Genomic DNA, 18,957 nt, shown 5'->3' with positions numbered 1-18,957 from the left:
GGTTATTTGATCATCTTGCGCGTTTGCTCAAGGGCATCGAGGCCGCCGAGTTGACGCACATGGTTGACAGGGTCGATTTCAATCAAGGTCACCTCCGCACGACTGACCTTGTAGTAGTCGAGTTTCATTGTGACTTTCATGACTTTGTCGCGCTGAGATCCCGTGTCTTGGGTATCGCGTTCAATCTTGGTGATCATGCCACGCAGCTCTTCGGTTAAGTCCTCGGCGTTCCCGTTAAGATCCGTGTAGGTAGAACGCACTTTTAAGGCGGTTCGTTCTGCCTGACGCAGGCCAAACAGCGGGAGTACGCTGACATCAACACCAAAGAGAGAGAAGCTGGCTTCCATGGCGGCCATGCCTTCATCGACGGGGATCGGCATGTCCATATCGCCTGCCTGAAAATCTGAGGTTTGAACCTCAAGCACCGGCGGCGTGTATTCTTTGGCGTTGCCCGCTTTGCCCACCGTGTCGACCCAAATTGCCCAGCGGCTCAGTAAATTGTTTGCAGCCATTAGCTAAATACCTCTTCCAAGTAATCATTGTTCAATCGGCTGCGGAAAATAATGTGCTCAGCCGGATAAGGAGGACAAAAGTCAAAATCAAAGTAGACGATGCCCTTTTGAATCGTTGCAGGCGTGTTGAGTTCTTTGTCTGCCCAACATTCGCCGTTTAAGATCGCGCCAAGCGCTTTCAGCTCACGCAGATAGGCGTTGACCCCTTCCGTCACATCTTCAACGTACGTTTTGGTGATATTGCGGTCAACGGCCCACAGGTGTGCCCGTTGGACACTGTCGTTAATGATATCCGCGGTGCGGCGCGTCTGTTCAAACGTCCACTTAGGATCGACGCTACAGGTACGGTTGCCCCAGTGACGAAAACCGCCTTCCCGAATCAGGGTACTGACTTTGTTTTCATTGAGCATATTGGCGGTGGTATTGGGATCACCCAGTGACCAGTCCACCGGCTGAGTCGTGCCAACAATGCCATACACTTGCTGGTTGGATTTCGACCACCAGAAGCCTTTCTCCGCATCAATCCGTGCTCGCAGGCCAGCTTGGCGTGCCGAAGACGGACGGTCGATTTCTATGGCTTGCTCGGTGTCAAACACTCGCACCCACGGCCATTCCACTTCCACACGTTCACCAAAGCGGCGAGCCCGTTTCATCGCATCGGTATAACTGGCGACGCGCGTACAATCCACATAAGTGACCGCACGTAGGCGTTTGGCCTTGGCTTCCAATTCCGAGGCCACCGCATCCAATTGGCTGAACTCCGGCGCCACCAAGATACGCGGTGTGTAACCCGTTTCTGTTTGGCTATCGAGAAAGGCTTGCATTGCCATGATCACGTTGGCTTGAGTCTCGGCGTCATCGGCGCCTTGCTCTGCACGCACCACAATCACCAATGCACCCGCTTGGTCAAAGATATCGTCGATCGCCGCAGGTAAGGTGCCGGTTTTGCCGAGCCCTTTCGCGCGTTTGCGACTGCCCGCCACCGCCACTGGCTTGTTCAATGGGAAGGGTTCATTTTGACCGCCTTCTAAGTAAAGACGCGCAATTGGAGTCACTTCGCCGTGACCATCGCCCATCAGAGCCACCGAGACCAACGCCGACGCTTCCGGGTTGGCCTCAATCGCCGCTTTGACTTCGCTGGCGGTGCTTACGGCAGCTTGCGTCGCATCGGTCGCCAGTGTTACCGAGATTTTGTTGCCATCGACAGACACAGACAGTAACGCGTCTGCCGTCTCTGGAGAGACGATGTTGAGGCTGATGGCATTGCCTTGACTGCCGGCCGTGTTCGCGCTCAGTGTCAAACCATCATTGAGTATCGCGCTGCCTAGGTTTAAGCGGGCAGCCACGGCGCCAGCGGCATCCGGTGCTGTTCCCACCAAGCCAATCACCGCGGATTTCACCGTCTGAATAGGGCGTGAACCGTCATCAATTTCGATAACTTCCACCCCGTGAAGAAATTGCGTCATAGCGTATTCCTGTTATTTGGGTAATAAAAAGCCTCGTCAAACGCGATCGGCGTGACGAGGCCAAGGTTTAGAGATAAAAAAGCCCGTATCGTTACGGGCGTGTGTCTGTAAGCGGCGCCGGCCAAGGATTTTCAGCCTGAATTTTCAACCGCGCGGCGAGCGCCTGTTTTTCCAATTGCTCAGCGTCCACAATCGCCTCCGCGGTCTGAATAAGATGACGTTTGATGTAGGCTTCGTCCGTCAGTGGCGCAACCATATTCTGATACGCCGCGCGACGGCGGTCATCCACTTGGTTATACTGGGTAATATATTGATTCTTAACGTTTGTTACCCACGCCCCATTCACCCACTCATCAAATTCCGTCTCCGGTTTTTCCGAGGTAAATCCAGATTCAATGGGACCCAGTTCAGACACAACTTGTGAACGAGCGCTGTCTGCCTGATCGTAAATGGTGAGTTGGCGGTGATCTTCAACATATTGTGTCTCAAAGGCTTGGCCTGATTGATTCAATACGGCCACCACCGCAAACCCTGCTTTAGGCGCCAACGGCTCACACTGGAGGGCGTCTTTTGGAATATGAAACATGCCGCCTCGATATTGTGCCCGAACAGCGGCCAGTACTTCGTGGGTTTGCTTATCAAGAGGATAATAGAACTTTTCTTTGTTACTCACAGTGGCTCCTTTAAATGGCTATTGCCATGGGTCGAGCAGTGTTACGTGGTCGGGTTGTAACCCACCAAACGTGCCAAGGCTCATAAATCGGCAAATTGGTTCTTGAATAATTTATTCTCGCATCAAATTCCGAGAGATCTTCATACAAAGGATCGCCGAACACATCATTTATATTGGCGATCGTATGGCCGTTTGGTGTACTTGGATCCCCCACTTCACCGGTAATTTTCGTTCCCGCTTGATACGAACCTAGTGTTCTTCCAGAATCCACGCCACGTCCCTGATCGAGCACCCTTAAAAACTCACCGCGAATTTCACCGGTATTAATCACACCGTTGTTCACTAGGTGCGGATACGTTCTGGCCAAGCGCCAATACACGGCAACAGGCAAATCAACATTGATTTCCATCACCGCCCATTCCGGCGGCGTGGTATCAAGCCAGAAGAATGGCGTACCCACCTGATCACCGGTATAAGGTATCCAGTAAAACGGTTTGGTGGTGTCTTTCCAGCCAGGATGACGATGCGCGATATTGATGGGGTCTTTGCCCGTTAAGGACTCTCGGTTTGAATACCATTGCCAATACGATAATTCACGAGTCACGGGGTCCTTGGTGTAACAAATTTCGCCCACCGAATAACAACGTTCTGGATCATAAGGCAGAAACTGGCCCACACCCACCAACACATATTGTGGGTGAGGGTTAAGGTCTTCGGCGTGGTCATTGTCCTGCTTATCGACATACTCACGAGTCGCGAGAACAATCGCGGGATCAATCTTAAGTTCCACCGAGGACGAAGCGCTGACTTGCAGCACGACCCGCACGGTTTGAGTACGGCCTGACCCTTCTGCCAAGACCGGTTTATAGGTTTCTGGGAAGTTACCCACCGCCACCAAATCGCCATCGCCATCATAGAGGCCGATTTCACGAATCGTCCAACCACCGACATTTTCTGGGATCACCTGTTCACAGATAATCCAATTGGGGTTATTGGGGTCGGTGTCAACCGCATTGAGGGGCTCGCGGCGCAATTCATTGATCAGCGCGGTTTGCTTTTGGTCTGGGGTGGGTAACACGCCATTGCCATCGCCGATCGCTAATTGAGCCAACCGAATGGTTTGCCCCAGCGCCGTCGCATTGGCAAGTTTGGCTTCACCTACCTGGGTTAAAATCGTAAAGAATTTGCTCATAGTGCCTTCTTTTATCCTGATATCGGGTAGACGTTCACTCTGTCTATGGTGTGTTCACGTCCTGAATGGTACATAAGACCAGACACGCTCACCGCGGCTGGTGCGTAGGGGTAAATAGTGGTTAAATCGCCACAATACATGCCCGCGTTCACCGATAGAACGCCGCGGCTTTCCGCGTGAATCGCCAGCCCAGTGAGGTGGCTTCGCAGGGGTTTCGCGTCTTCGATCAGCGCGACCATTTGGCGATACATCTCATCACTAATGCCACTGTCCAGCACACCGACGGTTAAGGCAAAGGTATGAGGCTCGCCTTGTGGCTGCGTTTGCCACCACTCCATCACGTTAATTAAATAGCCCAGCGGCTCAACGACTCGTCGGATTGCGGCGATGGTGCCTTTATGTCGGTGAACAAAAAACGCCGCTTCAATCGCGGCGCGTTTTTCTTGCTCTGTCCAGCTCGCGTCCCAGCGGTCAACCGAAAAGCTTTGAGCCAGATAGGGTAAAAATGCCTCTGGACAGGTCAACGGGTTCCAGACATCCCGAATCGCCACTGGCAACGTCGGTGTGATCGCATCGGCCATCGCCACTTCGGCCCGACTGGCGTTGGGTGGCAAGATGTTTTTATTCATCTTCGCCCCCATAGTTGACCGAGATCGCGGCGCAGTAACCCGCCTGCTCTTTGCTGATCACAACATCGTTGAGCGGTTTATGGATCACGACGTTCTGCACGCCTGCCACATGCAAGGCGGCATCAATGGCGCTTTTACGAATGTTGCGTCCAAGACGAAACTGCTCGGTGGTGTACGCTTGAATGCGCGCTTGCGCTTCTGCTAACACCGGCTCATATTCTGGGCCAGAGTCCAAATACAGGGTCGCTTCAATATCGTAGTTAATGATCGTCGCCGACTGCACGGCCAGTGCATCGGTCAGTGGACGAGTGTCTTCTGCGCTCAAAGCCGCGGTCACGGCGTCGAGAATAGGTTGCTCGGCGTGGCCATTGCCTTGTCGCGATAATACGCTCACCAACACGTGACCCGGTGTCTTACTGATTGCCGTCACATCGGCCACCAAAGGGTGCGCCGAGAGGGCATGAAATTTGTAAGCGTTGACCGGACCGGCCACCGACATCCCCTCAAGGGCCAGCTGAATACGGCGACGGTAATCGTCGTCGGGCTCCATCACTGCCGGCGTCGGGGGAAAGGTGGTGTCGTTGGCGGGCGCAATTTGCTGACGCGCGACATTAAAGCGCACTCCGACTTGATCGAGGTCGTTGTTTTGGGCATAGGCCAGTAACACCGCCTGCGCGGCTTCGTTCACTCTCTGGCGATCGAGCAGTCGAAAATACGCGGCGACTTCCAACAGTTTGTAGACCGGGTCGGACTCCGTCATCGCTGTAAACGTTGGATCGTTCGCCAGCAATTTATCGCGCATTTGCGCAAAAATGGTCTCGTAGTCGAGTGACTCAAGCAAGTCAGGTGCTGGCAATTGAGATAAATCTTGGATACTCATTGAATTTCGATTCCCTCTAATGTGATCGCTTGACCGTTGGGTTTATAGACGCCTTCGATGGACAGCTCAATCGCGCCAGGTGTCGCCGTATTCACGTAAATTTTTTTGACGCTAATGCGCGGCTCCCACTTTTGCAGGGCTTGCGCGCTGGCGGCGATGATGTTGGCCACCGTCTCAGGTGCACTGGGGTTGTCAATCAGTTCAAACAAGTCGCTGCCATACGCTCTGCGCATCACTCTTGAGCCGACCGGCGTGGTCAAGATATCGCGCACCGATTGTTTTAAGTGCGCCATGTTGTCCAGCGCCTTGCCTGTGTCTTGGTTCATTCCTTTCATATTATTGCTTCTCGTCCGGTTGAGAGGTCGACGCCCCCGACTCTGGAGAGCGATGAACATGACGATTAAAGATCGCCCGGTCAGCCCCCATCGAACGCGTTTTATCTATGATGTTGCGGTCAGATTGGATGTTGCCAGTGCTGTGCTGCTTGCCATTGTGTTCGATGTCTCCATTGATAAAAAAGGTGTTGCAGTTCAACTCGGCATCCCCGCCACTGCCCATCGTGATGGTCAGTTTGTGTGCCCCGCGGTGGTAGTGAATCTCGGTGCCATCGGAGTAACGGCTGACGTGTTCATCCGTTGACTTGCTCGGGACTGGGCTGGCTGAGTCCGCTATCGCGGGGATCACCACGCCGGCCGTCAGCTCTCCCGATTCCGATAAGATCATCACTTGTTCGCCAACCGCCAACGGTTCCCAGTCACAGCGATGCTGGCTTGAAGCTCGCCCTGAAACCCATGGCAACCAGCCCGTCACGGCACCTTGATCGTATTCGACCCGCACTCGCGGCGGTGACTGGGACACATCCACACTGTGGACTTTGCCGCGCTTGATCATATTGGCGATGCGTCGTTGCAGATCGCGGACGATGTACAGTAGCTCAGTCATCGGTCACCACCGTTTGATAGCGATCTTGATTCGGTGAGCCAATCTCTGGGTCATACCCCACCCACACCTGAGTCGGTACAAGCGACGGCGGTAGCGACACCGATTCGCCGAGACTCAATGTCTGTTCAAAACGGACCGCCCAAGTCACTCGGCTGCTGTGTTCTGCCGTTGCGGCGACCGGTTCGGCTTTGATCAACAAGGCCGGCTCAATCGACAGACCAAAACGAGACTCGTCGATCTCGAGCGCGATCGCCATCGCGGCTTGGCACACCCGCAGCGCGTGCTGCGTTTGGCTGGTGCTGACAAACACGTGCACCTCGCCAGCCAAGGTCAGCTCGGTTGTGCCCATCAATGACTGATGGGCCGCCCGTTTCCAGCTCGTTACCGCAAAAACAGCGCAAGGGGTTGTCATCACGGTTTCTGTGCTCGGATAGTCATCCATTAGGGTGATCTCAGGTAAAGCCTCAGCCAACCATTGCTTCACCTGATGGTGGTAATCATTAAAATTAATGCCGTTACTCATCTCAGTTCTTCCAGTTGATGCCCGCGTTAACAGCGCCATGCGTTATTCTGCGGGGAAAATAGGATCGCGTTTCACCTCGGCTCGCCGTTATCCTGCTCTTTGTGCTGAGCTTGTTGCTCTCGCTTGGCTTGGTGAATTTCGATTCGGGTCAGGAAAAAGTTGGTGATCACAATCGCGCTACAAATCAAGGTCAATAAATCCGACAATTGCCAATAAAAATGGCCATTGATCACCTGATCGAACGACGCACTCAGCAGGGATTTGGCAAAGCCGCTTTCCGAAACACCATTGGCAATAACAATCGCCGCGGAGGTGTTGGCTACTGCATTGGGGGTCGATTCAGCCATTGTCGAATACTCTTTTTATCTGTATTGCAATCTTTGAGTGCGTTTTCCATTCTGACCATGTACTCAGCCAACGGATCGTTGGTGCTGCCTATGGCCGGAATCGCCGGTGCGAGGCAATCTCGCGCTAAATGTCGGGGAAGGGTGACCGTTTTAACCACCGTTTTGACGATCACTTTCGCCGGTTCGGGAGTGGCGGAGCAGCCGGATAACACCATCAGGAACACGAGCTTGAGACCAGTATTTGTACTCATTATCATTTTTTCTCAGTCCTCTTAGGGTATTCGACAACTCCGCCAATTTTTGTTGTGCTTGTTGCAACGCGGCATCTCGGTCAGCCAGCACCGTTTGGCTGTGCTGTAAGCCAGCCAACAAGGTTTGTTTCGACGCTTCGGATGCTTGCAACTCTGTCGCCAATGCATTGCGACGCTGTATCGCGTTCTCTGCGCGATGTTTGTGAAGCGCGATCTCAGCGTCTAACGACGCAATCGTCAGACGTTGGTAGCCAATCACACCCGCCGTGAGTGCTGCGGCGACAATGGACATTAGGATTCTATTCATACATGAGCCGCCGGTAGAGATCTCGGATACGTGGGACGTAGTGCCGCGTTTCCTCCGCATGATGGCCTGTGACCTGAGGCAGGCATTGCATAATTAGAGGATACAAGCTCGGATTTCCACACAGCTGTTGCGCTTTAAGGATGTGACCACAGCCTGCGTTGTAACAGGCAAGCGCCAAGTTATGTCGGTCTTGCTCTGGTCTTGGCCATTTCCAGACGCGTCTTAGCTTCGCCATGTAATACGCCCCCGCCGGTATGGCGAGCCGCGCATCCGTTGGCGTGCCTTGCAATTCAAGTTGCTGGGATACCTCCAACCAAGTACCGGGCATAAACTGAGCAATACCCGCTGCGCCAGCTGGGCTGAGGGCATTGGGGTTTAACCACGATTCTTGAATAAGCTGGGCTTTATACAGTTGCCACGGAACCATAGGCAGGTAGTGACGTGTCGCCTTTTTGATTTGCCAATCGTAGTGATTAGGCCAAGCAAAGACTGAAGGCGAGGAAAACGGCAATACAACGAGCGCCAAGATACACAGCTTTAGCATTGTCATCGGCATGGTTCCACCAGTTGGCAAACGTGATCCCCAAACTCTTGTCAAACAGGCGTAAGGTTAACCAAGCGAGCATCACAACAGTGAGGGTTCGAAGTAAAGAAACGGCAAAAGCAAAGAAGGTAAATAGGTAGGTTTCCATCATGGCCTCTTTGGGTTTGATCAAATTTTAGGTATAAAAAAACCGCCATCGTGGCGGTTGCATGAGGGGGTGCTTATGTCTGTTGAGCTGGTCTGTTCGTTTTTGTTCGTCCATTCAGCAGACTTAATAATTATTGTACACTTATCCATAATGGATATACATACAGTAACCTGCCCCGCTTTTTATTTCAAGTGTTTTTTTGATTATTTTGCTTTGATGGCTCACCCGCCAGTGACCACCGCTGAGTAAGGCATCAGCGGCGTGGTGGGCGATGGGTGTGAGGGGAAACGGGTGAGGATCTGACACCCCGCAGGCGCGTTATCGATAAGCTGGCCTGCGAGGAGCCGGGTCGACCAAGAGGGTTACGCTCGACTCTGGTTTTCCAACTCTTGGCTAAACAGGCCCCGCGCGGAACGATCGTAATCGAGCAGTAAGGCACGCATCGCCAATACGTGTTTGGCCCAGTTGGACCAATGGTTCTGATAATAGCGTGTGCGTTGACGCTGAAACGCGTCACTGGTGTCGGCTTTATCTTGCACGTCCACCGCCACCAGAGCCTGAATCAAATACTGTCGGCTTGTGCCAGAGACCATGGCAGAAGCGGTGGCTGCGTCTTGGTCTGGGCACCCTGTGCGATGCTGCAACGCAAGCCCAGCGGCAATCATGGCGGTCATGGCTTTGATTTTGGCATAGGTGCGTTTTTGGACGATGACGCCCTGCTCCGCATGTTGGACCACCCAGTCGTTGAGCACACTTTCTATTAAGCACGCGGTGTTGCTTGACGCGTTCCAAGACGGCGAAGCATAGGCGAATAGGCTCCAAGCGGCTAAATGGGGCGCTTTGCGCTGCATACGCTCAATCGCGACCAAGACTTTCGCCCCATCCATTTTGATCCCGATTTGATGATCGGCGGCGCCAAAGCCTCCACCGCTGGTTCCATCGTAATGTTTTGCCTTGATCCCTTCGGTGGCCATACCAATTGCCGCAGGCATCGGCCAAGTTTCCACATTCGTCGCTAATCCCATGATGATTCCTCTTCGATTATTCACACCAACACGCCGTTAAGACGCTGCCGTCTTTGGTTTAACCTAAAGTGATGCCTGATTCGGCCAGCCAATATTTGCTTGTATAGTGGGTCTGCGCATTGCTCTGATGGCAAACATTGACGCCAGACTGACGGGCCGTTTTGATCACTCGGACCAGGTCACACACATCCAGATTTAAGCCTGCGCAAAGCTCCGCGGGGGACCACAGTCGTTGACGCGACGTCATTAATGCCACTAATGCTTGATTATTTGTCATGAGGGTTTCTCCCAAAGTGTTGACGTTTCAGTTGCTGAATGATCGACAAGCCGTTGACTCGATGACGTTCCTTTTCTTCAAAGGTCAGGGTTCGTTGGCTCGGTGTCGGCAAGGCGCGCGGGTATTGCGCCGAGATGTCTTCGCCACAGGCCAGTTTGGTCAGTAGCCGTTGATATTCGTCTTCAAAGATCGGAAATAAGCGCCCCTCAGACAAATGCCCCAAGTCCCAATGGTTGATCTGGTTAAACGCCGCCTGAACGACGAGAGGGACTGTGGCTCTCAGTGTGTCGTCCGCCAACTGCTGGCTGGCTTGGTAATCCCCGAGCATGGCAAACGCCTGCCTGACCGTGGGTTGATTGAGATCTTCCGCGCTGGGTCGGCACCATTGCACAAACTGGCCCACACTCGGGATGTACGGCAGCCCAGACAGCCGGGCTTTACGCAAACCAAACTCGATTTGCTTACGGTGATGGACGCCCGATTCAAACAGCGCCAGAGTCCATGTGCGTTTGGCTTTATCGACCGTGGTCTGATTGGGGAACGCGACGCGCCAGGCGGGAAAAATGCCCTGTAATTCGGCAAACAAATCGTTGACCAAATGAATCGCAGCCTGAGGCACTGGCCTTGACGGCGACGACGAGGATGCCCCCGCCTCACCGCCCTTCACGCCGGGTTGCAAGGTGTGAGTCAGCTCCGCAATGGACTTCATTGCTCGCCTCCCAAGGACAAGGATTGCGCCCAATCCGTGTCGCCATTGTTAAAATCCGGCGTCATGGTTCCGCGTGCGCTGGGCGCACAGCCTTTGTTTTGCTCTTTGCACAACCAAGCATGAATGAATCGATTGATCCCTTGTTTTGTTTTTTTGCGCTGAGGGTTTGCCTGACACCAACCAATCATGTTTCTGAGTTGCTGATCCACATCCACCGCAGGATAGAGCTGACTGAGTTGCTCGATCTGAGATTGGGTCATCGCATGGTGAGTCTGCTTGCCTTTGAGTGGGATCTCACAGTAAACCCGCTCCTTGTCAGCCACCTTGTTAGACCATTCAAGCTCTGCAGGTAGAATTGGGGGATCTATTGGGGGATCTATTGATGGTTTATGGTCCGATCTCGACCTACCCTGAGGCGAAATTTGACCCACCCCCTGAGGGGGTTTCGACTGTTCTGTTTTTGAACCGTCGAATATCGGCTGTTGGTCTGTTTGTTGTTGATCGGCTTTTTTCTTTAACAGCAACACAGGCAAACGATATTGGTTGCTGGCCCGTACCAAGCGCCCAGAGCCCGACTTTTTAAACTGATGTTTCTTTGCCACCCAGCCTCCCGTTTCGAGCTTTTTCAAGGTCGATTTCACCGTTGTCGCCGACACACCACTTTTGCGGGCGATCGTTTCAATCGAAGGCCAACACAGTCCGTGTTCATCGGCATGGTCTGCTAAACACAACATGACCAGCTTATCGGACCCTTTGAACTGTGGAATATCCCATACGTAACTCATAACTTTGATGGACATTATGTCTCCTTCTTTGGGAAAAACGGGCGCTAAACAAATGAACACAAATAATATAAATCACTTTATATCAACCAATTAAATCAACCTTGCTTGGCCAGAATGCAAAGAGCTTGACTCTGGTCGCCTCGATCACGATCTGGCCTCCAACGGCCGCGTCTGTTCGCCCCAATGATGATCTGGGGGCGGAGTCGCCAATCAAAAAATGGGTTTTATTGCGTCATTCAATGATTGTAAATGTACACGATTCGTGTATTATTGTAAACACAAAAAGTGTGCATACAGCGCCCACGGAGCGTGTTAATTTTCTGCTATGAGTAAAAAACATGAAGTAGGACTGCGCCTTAAGCAGATCCGAGAACACAAAGCACTGAGCCAGCGCGCCTTGGCCACAAAATGTGGTTGGGGCCCTTCGCGGATCAGTAATTATGAATCTGGGCTTCGTAGTATCAGCCTTGATGACGCCGAAACCCTGTCTCAAGCCTTGGAGGTTGAGCCGAAACAACTCTTGTTTGGTGAAGAGCCAAGTGTAAGCAGCCCTCCTCAGGCTCAGGGCAATGCCGAAATTCTTGGCAACATGCAAACTTGGGACAGCAAAACCCCACTGTCTAAACAAGAGGTGGCGATCCCATTTTTATCGGACATTAAGCTCTCGGCTGGCCATGGCTTTGCCTGTGAAACTGAGCACGATAATGGCTTTCGACTTCGCTTTGCCAAATCGACGTTGAAACGCTTTGGTGTTGATCAAAGTGAAGCGGTGTGTGTTTCAGTCAGCGGCAACAGCATGGAGCCGGTGCTGCCCGATGGTTCCACCGTGGGGATTAACTGCGGTGACACCACGCTGGTGGACGGCAAAATGTACGCCATCAATCACAGCGCGGAACTGTTTATCAAAAAGTTGTATAAATTGCCCGGTGGCGGCTTGCGTATCTACAGTTTCAATGAAGCCGAATACCCAGCCAAAGAATTCAAAGCCCATGAAGTGGCCGAAGAGCAAATCACCATTTTGGGCCGTGTTTTTTGGTATTCCGTGATGCTGTGAACGCGGTGAACACCGTCGCCCTGCCCGTTCGTTGCGGCAGTCTGGCTCGGTGGTTCACATTTCGTGTTGATGCCACGCGCATCGCGTCGACACAACAGCAACACATATTGTGAGCGCTGGGTTACGCGTTTAACAGCCCACAGCGAGGCGCAAGCGCATACACGGCGTTGTGTGTCGCTCGCCTTTCAATTATCTTGAGAAAATCACCTCGTTTTGGCCAAGCGTTATTTACATCTTGCCCAAAAAAAGGGTATTAACACCGCCAAAATCAAGGAGGGATAACACACACATGGCACTTATCTTCAGTTTTTCGATTGTGGTCAGCTTAGGGATCATGAGCCCAGGGCCTGGATTCATCTATACCGTCACCAATGCGATTTTGCATTCAAAAAGTCGCGTCTTAATGAGCGTGCTTGGCATTGCTTGCGCCAATCTGTTGATCGCCACTTTGGCCGTCACGGGGTTTAGAACCTTATTTCTCGACCCAAACGTCAATATGGTGATTAATCTGCTCGGTAGCCTGTACTTACTGTATGTGGCTTACAAGCTTTTTATCAGCCAGCCTCAACTCAATGGCGAACACAGTCAAGATCACCACTATGGGTTCCGCTCCGGGTTTTGTCTGCAAATCTTGAACATCAAGGCCATTTTGTTTATCAGCAGTGCGATTACCGTCAACCTCACGGCCGCGACCGATATGATGGTGTTGGTGTTATTGCCCGTGATTACCTTTTTGGTGAGCCTTCTCTGGTATGCTTTTGTTGGCCTGACGGTACAGATTGAGCGCATCAATCGCTTGCTGGTCAGCAAGGTGAAATGGGTCAATAAAGGGGCGTGCCTGTGCATTATTGCCTTAGTCACCAGTTTGTTGTATTCCTTGTTCACGCAGAGTTAAGCCGCCCTGCCCATTCACGGCGTTGACCTTTCCCGAGCCCATTTAGGCAAAGGCGTTGCGCCCTATCGATAGGGCTTTTTAGCCCTGTGATGGTGGAGCTGCACAGAAACGCCTCGGCCTCCGTGCCGACCCTATCTTTCGACCAAACGCAATGTTATCGCTCGCCCGGATACGTCAGTCATGCATAAAAAAGTGCCGCTTTCGCAGGCTGATAAAGTCGCGGGGAGCAAACAGAGTTATCTCCGCTCTGTTTTCACTGAGTTTCCTTCCCTTAATGGCGGGCCAAGTTTAGAAAAAGGGGACGATGATAAGAACAGTCACATTATATCAATATCTTAAACATCGAACGTAAATCTGCTCTGCATTAAAATAACATTAACCCGCCTTTAAGGTGTTGAACTGTAACGCATAAAAAAAGGGACCTGATTCGCATCAGACCCCCATCACTGATCAGCTTACCCCGTTCGGGGCGCTTTTTTGGATTATTCCCAATCTAGGATAACCTTACCTGATTGGCCGCTGCGCATCATATCGAAGCCGGCTTGGAAGTCATCCACTTTGAAATGGTGGGTAATGATCGGGGTCAGATCTAAGCCGGATTGGATCAAGCTGGCCATCTTGTACCACGTTTCGAACATTTCACGTCCGTAAATGCCTTTGATGACCAAGCCTTTAAAGATCACTTGATTCCAGTCAACCGCCATGTCTGAAGGTGGGATACCCAACAGCGAGATTTTTCCGCCGTGGTTCATGTTGGTCAACATGCTATTAAACGCCGACGGGTTACCCGACATCTCAAGGCCGACATCAAACCCTTCCGTCATGCCAAGTTCGGACATCACGTCTTCAAGTTTTTCTTCCATCACGTTGACTGCGCGAGTCACGCCCATCTTTTTAGCAAGATCTAAGCGGTATTCGTTGACGTCAGTGATCACCACGTGACGCGCTCCAACGTGTTTAGCGACGGCGGCCGCCATGATTCCGATTGGACCCGCGCCCGTGATCAGGACATCTTCACCAACAAGGTCGAAAGAAAGCGCGGTATGCACTGCGTTGCCAAACGGGTCAAAGATAGAAGCGAGATCGTCAGAGATTTCAGCCGGGATCTTAAAGGCGTTGAAGGCGGGGATCACGAGGAATTCAGAGAAGGCACCCGTGCGATTGACGCCAACGCCAGTGGTGTTGCGACACAAGTGAGTACGGCCGCCACGACAGTTACGACAATGGCCACACGTGATGTGCCCTTCGCCAGACACACGATCGCCAATGTCAAAACCACGCACTTCCTGACCAATACCCACGACTTCGCCAACGTATTCGTGGCCGACCACCATGGGCACCGGAATGGTGTTTTGTGACCATTCGTCCCAGTTGTAAATGTGGACGTCAGTACCACAAATCGCGGTTTTCTTAATACGGATAAGAAGATCATTATGACCCATTTTCGGTTTTTCAACCTCGGTCATCCAAATGCCTTCTTCAGGCTTAAGTTTAGAAAGTGCTTTAATTTTCATAATGTTACCTAGTTCATTTCACCTAACTGCAAGGCGAAAATCAAAAAATCGTGTTGTTCTATGGGTATCGTTGAGGTCGGCGATTGACACCGCAGACCTCATTTTTAGTCGATGATAGCCATGTCTTTACCCACTTGGATAAAGGCATCAATCGCATGGTCAAGTTGCTGTTGAGAATGCGCTGCCGACATTTGAGTACGGATACGCGCTTGGCCTTTAGGCACCACAGGGAAAGAGAAACCCACCACGTAGATGCCTTTTTCTAGCGCACGTTCGGCGAATTCAGCCGCCACTTTGGCATCACCCAGCATGATAGGAATGATCGCGTGATCCGCGCCGCCCATGGTGAAGCCCGCCGCTTCCATACGAGTACGGAAATGCGCCGAGTTTGCCCATAGACGGTCGCGCAAGTCGCCGCTTTCTTCAAGCAGATCGAGAACACGAATCGATGCGTTAACGATAGCTGGCGCAACAGAATTAGAGAACAGGTATGGGCGTGAACGCTGACGCAACCAGTCAATCACTTCTTTTTTGCCCGAGGTGTAACCGCCTGACGCGCCGCCCATGGCTTTGCCTAGGGTGCCCGTAATGATGTCGATGCGGTCAACCACATTGTGGTATTCGTGGGTGCCTGCGCCTGTTTTGCCCATAAAGCCAACGGCATGAGAGTCGTCGACCATGGTCAAGGCACCGTATTGCTCGGCAAGATCGCAAATCGCTGGCAAGTTCGCCACGACACCATCCATGGAGAACACGCCGTCAGTCACGATCAGAATATGGCGAGCGCCGGCTTCTTTCGCCGCAATGAGCTGTGCTTCTAGCTCTTGCATGTTGTTGTTGGAATAACGGAAACGCATCGCTTTACACAGACGCACACCATCAATGATCGAAGCGTGGTTTAGCGCATCAGAAATGATCGCGTCTTCTTTGCCAAGGATGGTTTCAAACAGGCCTGCATTTGCGTCAAAACACGAGGTGTACAGAATCGTATCTTCTTTACCTAGGAAGCTCGACAGCTTTTGCTCAAGGTGCTTGTGAATGTCTTGAGTTCCACAGATAAAGCGAACAGACGCCATTCCGAAGCCATGCGTCTCCATGCCCTCTTTGCCAGCATGGATAAGCTCAGGGTGATTCGCCAGCCCAAGGTAGTTGTTGGCACAAAAGTTCAACACTTCTTCGCCGCTGGAGATTTTGACCGCCGCTTGCTGCTGAGAGGTAATGATACGTTCAGATTTGTAAAGACCTTCGGTCTTTACGTCTTCGATTTGTTGCTGAATTTGTTGGTAGAATGCAGAAGACATGTCAAATTCCTTGCTAGTGATTAAATCAAGCGTCGTTGCTTGTTGAGGCCCGCCGCAATCGGCAGACCGCTTATAAGAATGGGCTAAGTGTAATCGATGATGGCGCTTTTCATTATCCTGCTATCTGGAAAAACATTCGTGAATCTGAGGCACAAATGCGGGCTTTTTATGATGTAAATCACAGGAATGAGCCATAACACTCAGCGTGTTGTCAGCCGACCGCTATGCTTGTCAGGTCTGACTCGCCTGCACGCTGGTGGAGAAGAGAGAGGAGACTGGCGTGGGCCTTGCTATTTTTCGTGTATGAGGCTTAGCAAAGTGATTAAGGCGATGACAGAGGCGGCCAGCAGGATGTCATGTATCATGGTATCCAGATCGAGCAAAGTACTTGATTCTTGCATTGTGCCACTCCGTTGTTGGTTACTATTTAACCACTTTATCGATTTGAAGAGGATTGACAACGGGTTTTATTGATAATTTCACTTGATATCACGGATTCATTTTGGTCAATTCTAAGCTTATCGCCTTACTGCCTGATTTAGCGGCTTTTATTGTTATCGCCGAACAAGGCAGTTTTACCGCCGCCGCAAAACAGCTCGACGTGACGCCGTCTGCGCTCAGTAAGTTGATCACGCGTTTGGAGTCTGCGCTGTCGGTTAAATTGTTTGAGCGCACCACTCGAAAACTGGTCATCACGCCGACGGGCCAACAAGTGTACGATCAGGCTATTTTGATGGTCAACGCTGCGCAGCAGGCATGGGAGCTATCCACCACGGATCATAAGCAAGCCACCGGTTCGCTGACCATTGCCGCCCCTGAGGCTTTTCTCAACTCGGTGCTTCAACCCTATGTGGTGCCTTTTTTGCAACGCTATCCTGATATTCAGCTGCAACTGCGGGTCGCCGACGGGGAGATTGACTTGCTCAGAGATGGGATTGATATTGCCTTTAAGCTGACGGATAAACCGGATGAAAATTTGGTGCTCAAAGACATCGGCCAAACCAATCTTATGTTGTGCGCCAGCCCCGATTATCTCGCAGAGCGCGGGATGCCGTCTCACCCTACCGACTTGCTGGCGCATGATTGTCTGTTTCTGGCGGAAACCGAACGCGATAACGTCTGGGATTTTTTTAAAGACGATGCGTATCATTCGGTCACTGTCTCCGGCCGTTATGCCGTCAACCACTCTCAGATGCGCTTAACTGGGGTCAAAAATGCGCTTGGTATTGGCATTTTTCATGATTTTGTGATCGCCGATGCGATTGAGCAACAACAGGTGGTGCCGGTTCTGTCCGACTGGACCATCAAAAGCAATTACCATGGCGCGATCGCCATGCAGTATCCACAAACCAAATACATGCCCGCGCGACTGAGAGTGTTTATTGACTATATTAGCCGTGAGCTGGGCGACACGCTCAGCTCATAACGGTGAGTTCTGCTCAAGGCGACGGGCTGCGTGACCGGTTGACGTTGGCGCGTCGCTGCGGTTGTTGTTGGCACCACCAAGACATCTGTTGCAGTAGGCTCGGGCGCACTTTCTTTTTCGACCACGCCGGCCGCGGTTGGAGGCTATTCATCGTCGTTCCTTAAACGCGGCGGCGCTGGGTGAGCGGACCCTGAGCGGGGATCCGCCTGCGCGTACCAATCGACGTTTTTGGTCAGCATCATCACCAAGGTCAGCACAGAAAAACACAACACACTGCCCATCAACAGGGCGTAATTCTCGGCCTGTATCAAACCAAACAACAGCGCATACAAACACAATAAGCTCACCCCGAACACGGCCCCATGACGAGCGTGGTGGAACACTCCGCCAACGTAGACGCTTAATAGACCGGTTGAGGCGCAGGCGGAAATCACATAAGCCCAATTAAAACCTGTGTGTTCACTGAGCGAGATCAACAGCAGATAAAACAAGGCCAGCGCCAGTCCGGCAAACCCATATTGAATCGGATGAACCTGCCGAGCCTGCAGCACCTCAAGTAAGAAAAAGCTCGCAAACACCAAAGTCATCACCAAGAGGGAGTAGTTGATGGCGCGGTGGGATTTGAGGTAGTGGTCGACCGGATCAATCAAATCGACCCCGAATTGGCGCTGATTAAACTCATCGCACAAGGTCGTGTCCGACATGCAATCTTGAAACAGCGGGGTAATATTGGTCGAGACGTTGTTGGTCGTCCACTGAGCGCGAAAACCCGCGGGTGACACGTCTGAGGAGATCGGTAAGGCGTCGCCAATAAAGCTCGGATGAGGCCATGTCGACGACAGCTCAACCTGCGTGCTTTGGCCAAGGGGCGTGACTTGAAGTTTACTCATTCCTTGAAGTAAGAAGCGCAAGTCAAACGTCAGCGCCTGTGTGAGGTCGAGGGCGTTGCGATCCAGACGAGTGCGAAAGCCTTGAGCTAAGGGGATCAGCCCTGTCCCCGGTATGATGTCAACCTGACGATCGGCCAAGGTCATGGTGTCGATCCGGATCAATCCGCGGCTATCTCGTACCCCGACCACAACGTTAATGTCGGTGATCGCTCCGCGATTCCATGCTTTGAGTAAACTCAGATCAAACGCCCCTTGCAACGCCGTGTCGGCGTTATACAGTCTGGCGCGGTAGATCCCGCGATATTTTTCAAAGCTGTCCAGATTGGCCCGAACCTCCAAGCTTTGCGGCAAAATAAACGCCTGACGCGGCTCGGAATCGGTGCGCCCCTCACGGGTGCGTGTTTGGGTGTAGTCAATGACCATCAGTGGGCCAACGATACGCTGCTCTGTGCTGCTGCTCTGGGCAATCTCATCACGCACAGTGTCCTGTCGCACAGACCGCTCAGAAATCAAACCGCTGACCATCGCGTCTGGAATTTGCAGTAATAGGATCAACACCAGCACCAAGCCAAACTTGATGCCGAGCGGGTTATTGAGGACGTTTTTCATGATTCATTCTCCTTAAATGATGCGCTTACTCTAACGCCGTCATTTGGAGAAGGAATGG

General features: G+C 52.1%; 24 protein-coding genes. 3 read left to right on the top strand and 21 right to left on the bottom strand.

The features are described from left to right. Positions 1-2: 2 nt before the first annotated feature. The 18 genes from HLM86_RS11075 to HLM86_RS10995 form a co-directional block, all read right to left on the bottom strand. The gene (locus HLM86_RS11075) at positions 3-512 is read right to left on the bottom strand and encodes a phage major tail tube protein (protein ID WP_076590394.1); all 510 of its coding nucleotides are present in this window, start codon (positions 510-512) and stop codon (positions 3-5) included. After that, complete coding sequence (locus HLM86_RS11070) at positions 512-1,978, bottom strand: phage tail sheath C-terminal domain-containing protein (protein WP_076590393.1); 1,467 nt, start codon at positions 1,976-1,978, stop codon at positions 512-514. The genes HLM86_RS11075 and HLM86_RS11070 overlap by 1 nt, the downstream gene beginning before the upstream one ends. Before the next feature lie 91 nt (positions 1,979-2,069). Further along, positions 2,070-2,651, bottom strand: a complete 582-nt coding sequence (locus HLM86_RS11065) for a hypothetical protein (protein WP_076590392.1) — start codon at positions 2,649-2,651, stop codon at positions 2,070-2,072. A gap of 10 nt (positions 2,652-2,661) precedes the next feature. Then, the gene (locus HLM86_RS11060; RefSeq protein WP_170882839.1) at positions 2,662-3,843 is read right to left on the bottom strand and encodes a phage tail protein; all 1,182 of its coding nucleotides are present in this window, start codon (positions 3,841-3,843) and stop codon (positions 2,662-2,664) included. A gap of 11 nt (positions 3,844-3,854) precedes the next feature. Then, positions 3,855-4,472 carry a phage tail protein I gene (locus tag HLM86_RS11055; protein WP_076590390.1) on the bottom strand — a complete coding sequence of 206 codons (618 nt, stop codon included), beginning with the start codon at positions 4,470-4,472 and terminating at the stop codon, positions 3,855-3,857. After that, positions 4,465-5,352: a baseplate assembly protein gene (locus HLM86_RS11050; RefSeq protein WP_076590389.1), complete on the bottom strand. Its 888-nt coding sequence runs from the start codon at positions 5,350-5,352 to the stop codon at positions 4,465-4,467. Before HLM86_RS11050 ends, HLM86_RS11055 begins: the two co-directional genes overlap by 8 nt. Beyond that, positions 5,349-5,687, bottom strand: coding sequence for a GPW/gp25 family protein (locus HLM86_RS11045; RefSeq protein ID WP_076590388.1), 339 nt, complete (start codon positions 5,685-5,687; stop codon positions 5,349-5,351). Before HLM86_RS11045 ends, HLM86_RS11050 begins: the two co-directional genes overlap by 4 nt. A gap of 1 nt (position 5,688) precedes the next feature. After that, the gene (locus tag HLM86_RS11040; RefSeq protein WP_170882838.1) at positions 5,689-6,294 is read right to left on the bottom strand and encodes a phage baseplate assembly protein V; all 606 of its coding nucleotides are present in this window, start codon (positions 6,292-6,294) and stop codon (positions 5,689-5,691) included. Beyond that, on the bottom strand, positions 6,287-6,817 hold the full coding sequence (locus tag HLM86_RS11035) for a hypothetical protein (protein ID WP_170882837.1): 531 nt from the start codon (positions 6,815-6,817) through the stop codon (positions 6,287-6,289). The genes HLM86_RS11040 and HLM86_RS11035 overlap by 8 nt, the downstream gene beginning before the upstream one ends. A gap of 71 nt (positions 6,818-6,888) precedes the next feature. After that, entirely contained in the window at positions 6,889-7,164 is a 276-nt protein-coding gene (locus tag HLM86_RS11030; RefSeq protein WP_076590385.1) for a hypothetical protein, read from the bottom strand. Then, complete coding sequence (lysC, locus tag HLM86_RS20495; RefSeq protein ID WP_425445257.1) at positions 7,137-7,379, bottom strand: Rz1-like lysis system protein LysC; 243 nt, start codon at positions 7,377-7,379, stop codon at positions 7,137-7,139. Before lysC ends, HLM86_RS11030 begins: the two co-directional genes overlap by 28 nt. After that, positions 7,315-7,722, bottom strand: a complete 408-nt coding sequence (locus HLM86_RS11025; RefSeq protein ID WP_143678301.1) for a hypothetical protein — start codon at positions 7,720-7,722, stop codon at positions 7,315-7,317. The genes lysC and HLM86_RS11025 overlap by 65 nt, the downstream gene beginning before the upstream one ends. Continuing rightward, positions 7,715-8,272 (bottom strand): transglycosylase SLT domain-containing protein, encoded by a 558-nt coding sequence (locus tag HLM86_RS11020; RefSeq protein ID WP_245798264.1) that lies wholly within the window; start codon positions 8,270-8,272, stop codon positions 7,715-7,717. The genes HLM86_RS11025 and HLM86_RS11020 overlap by 8 nt, the downstream gene beginning before the upstream one ends. Further along, positions 8,196-8,414: a hypothetical protein gene (locus HLM86_RS11015; RefSeq protein ID WP_076590382.1), complete on the bottom strand. Its 219-nt coding sequence runs from the start codon at positions 8,412-8,414 to the stop codon at positions 8,196-8,198. Before HLM86_RS11015 ends, HLM86_RS11020 begins: the two co-directional genes overlap by 77 nt. A 362-nt stretch (positions 8,415-8,776) precedes the next feature. After that, on the bottom strand, positions 8,777-9,439 hold the full coding sequence (locus tag HLM86_RS11010) for a hypothetical protein (protein WP_170882836.1): 663 nt from the start codon (positions 9,437-9,439) through the stop codon (positions 8,777-8,779). A 58-nt stretch (positions 9,440-9,497) separates the two neighbouring features. Continuing rightward, positions 9,498-9,716, bottom strand: a complete 219-nt coding sequence (locus HLM86_RS11005) for a hypothetical protein (protein WP_076590380.1) — start codon at positions 9,714-9,716, stop codon at positions 9,498-9,500. Continuing rightward, positions 9,706-10,425, bottom strand: coding sequence for a replication protein P (locus HLM86_RS11000; protein ID WP_076590379.1), 720 nt, complete (start codon positions 10,423-10,425; stop codon positions 9,706-9,708). The genes HLM86_RS11005 and HLM86_RS11000 overlap by 11 nt, the downstream gene beginning before the upstream one ends. Then, positions 10,422-11,225 carry a helix-turn-helix domain-containing protein gene (locus HLM86_RS10995; RefSeq protein ID WP_076590378.1) on the bottom strand — a complete coding sequence of 268 codons (804 nt, stop codon included), beginning with the start codon at positions 11,223-11,225 and terminating at the stop codon, positions 10,422-10,424. Before HLM86_RS10995 ends, HLM86_RS11000 begins: the two co-directional genes overlap by 4 nt. A 310-nt stretch (positions 11,226-11,535) precedes the next feature. On the opposite strand from HLM86_RS10995, the gene HLM86_RS10990 reads away from it, so the two are divergent. Then, complete coding sequence (locus tag HLM86_RS10990) at positions 11,536-12,264, top strand: XRE family transcriptional regulator (RefSeq protein WP_076590377.1); 729 nt, start codon at positions 11,536-11,538, stop codon at positions 12,262-12,264. A 289-nt stretch (positions 12,265-12,553) separates the two neighbouring features. Then, positions 12,554-13,159, top strand: coding sequence for a LysE family translocator (locus tag HLM86_RS10985; RefSeq protein WP_170882835.1), 606 nt, complete (start codon positions 12,554-12,556; stop codon positions 13,157-13,159). A gap of 482 nt (positions 13,160-13,641) precedes the next feature. Here the strand turns inward: HLM86_RS10985 and tdh are convergent, their stop codons facing one another. After that, positions 13,642-14,673 carry an L-threonine 3-dehydrogenase gene (gene tdh, locus HLM86_RS10980; protein ID WP_076590375.1) on the bottom strand — a complete coding sequence of 344 codons (1,032 nt, stop codon included), beginning with the start codon at positions 14,671-14,673 and terminating at the stop codon, positions 13,642-13,644. Positions 14,674-14,777: 104 nt separating this feature from the next. Beyond that, a complete protein-coding gene (locus HLM86_RS10975; protein WP_076590374.1) occupies positions 14,778-15,974 on the bottom strand; it encodes a glycine C-acetyltransferase in 1,197 nt (398 codons plus the stop codon). Between the two features lie 502 nt (positions 15,975-16,476). Here HLM86_RS10975 and HLM86_RS10970 point away from each other — a divergent pair. After that, the gene (locus HLM86_RS10970; RefSeq protein ID WP_076590373.1) at positions 16,477-17,400 is read left to right on the top strand and encodes a LysR family transcriptional regulator; all 924 of its coding nucleotides are present in this window, start codon (positions 16,477-16,479) and stop codon (positions 17,398-17,400) included. Positions 17,401-17,543: 143 nt separating this feature from the next. On the opposite strand, the gene creD is transcribed toward HLM86_RS10970, so the two are convergent. Further along, positions 17,544-18,899, bottom strand: coding sequence for a cell envelope integrity protein CreD (gene creD, locus HLM86_RS10965; protein WP_170882834.1), 1,356 nt, complete (start codon positions 18,897-18,899; stop codon positions 17,544-17,546). Positions 18,900-18,957 lie beyond the last annotated feature (58 nt).

The sequence above is a fragment of the Vibrio ostreicida genome (assembly GCF_013074385.2).
Classification (GTDB): domain Bacteria; phylum Pseudomonadota; class Gammaproteobacteria; order Enterobacterales; family Vibrionaceae; genus Vibrio; species Vibrio ostreicida.
Note: the sequence above shows the minus strand (reverse complement) of the source record. Positions and strands in the feature narration are given on the sequence as shown.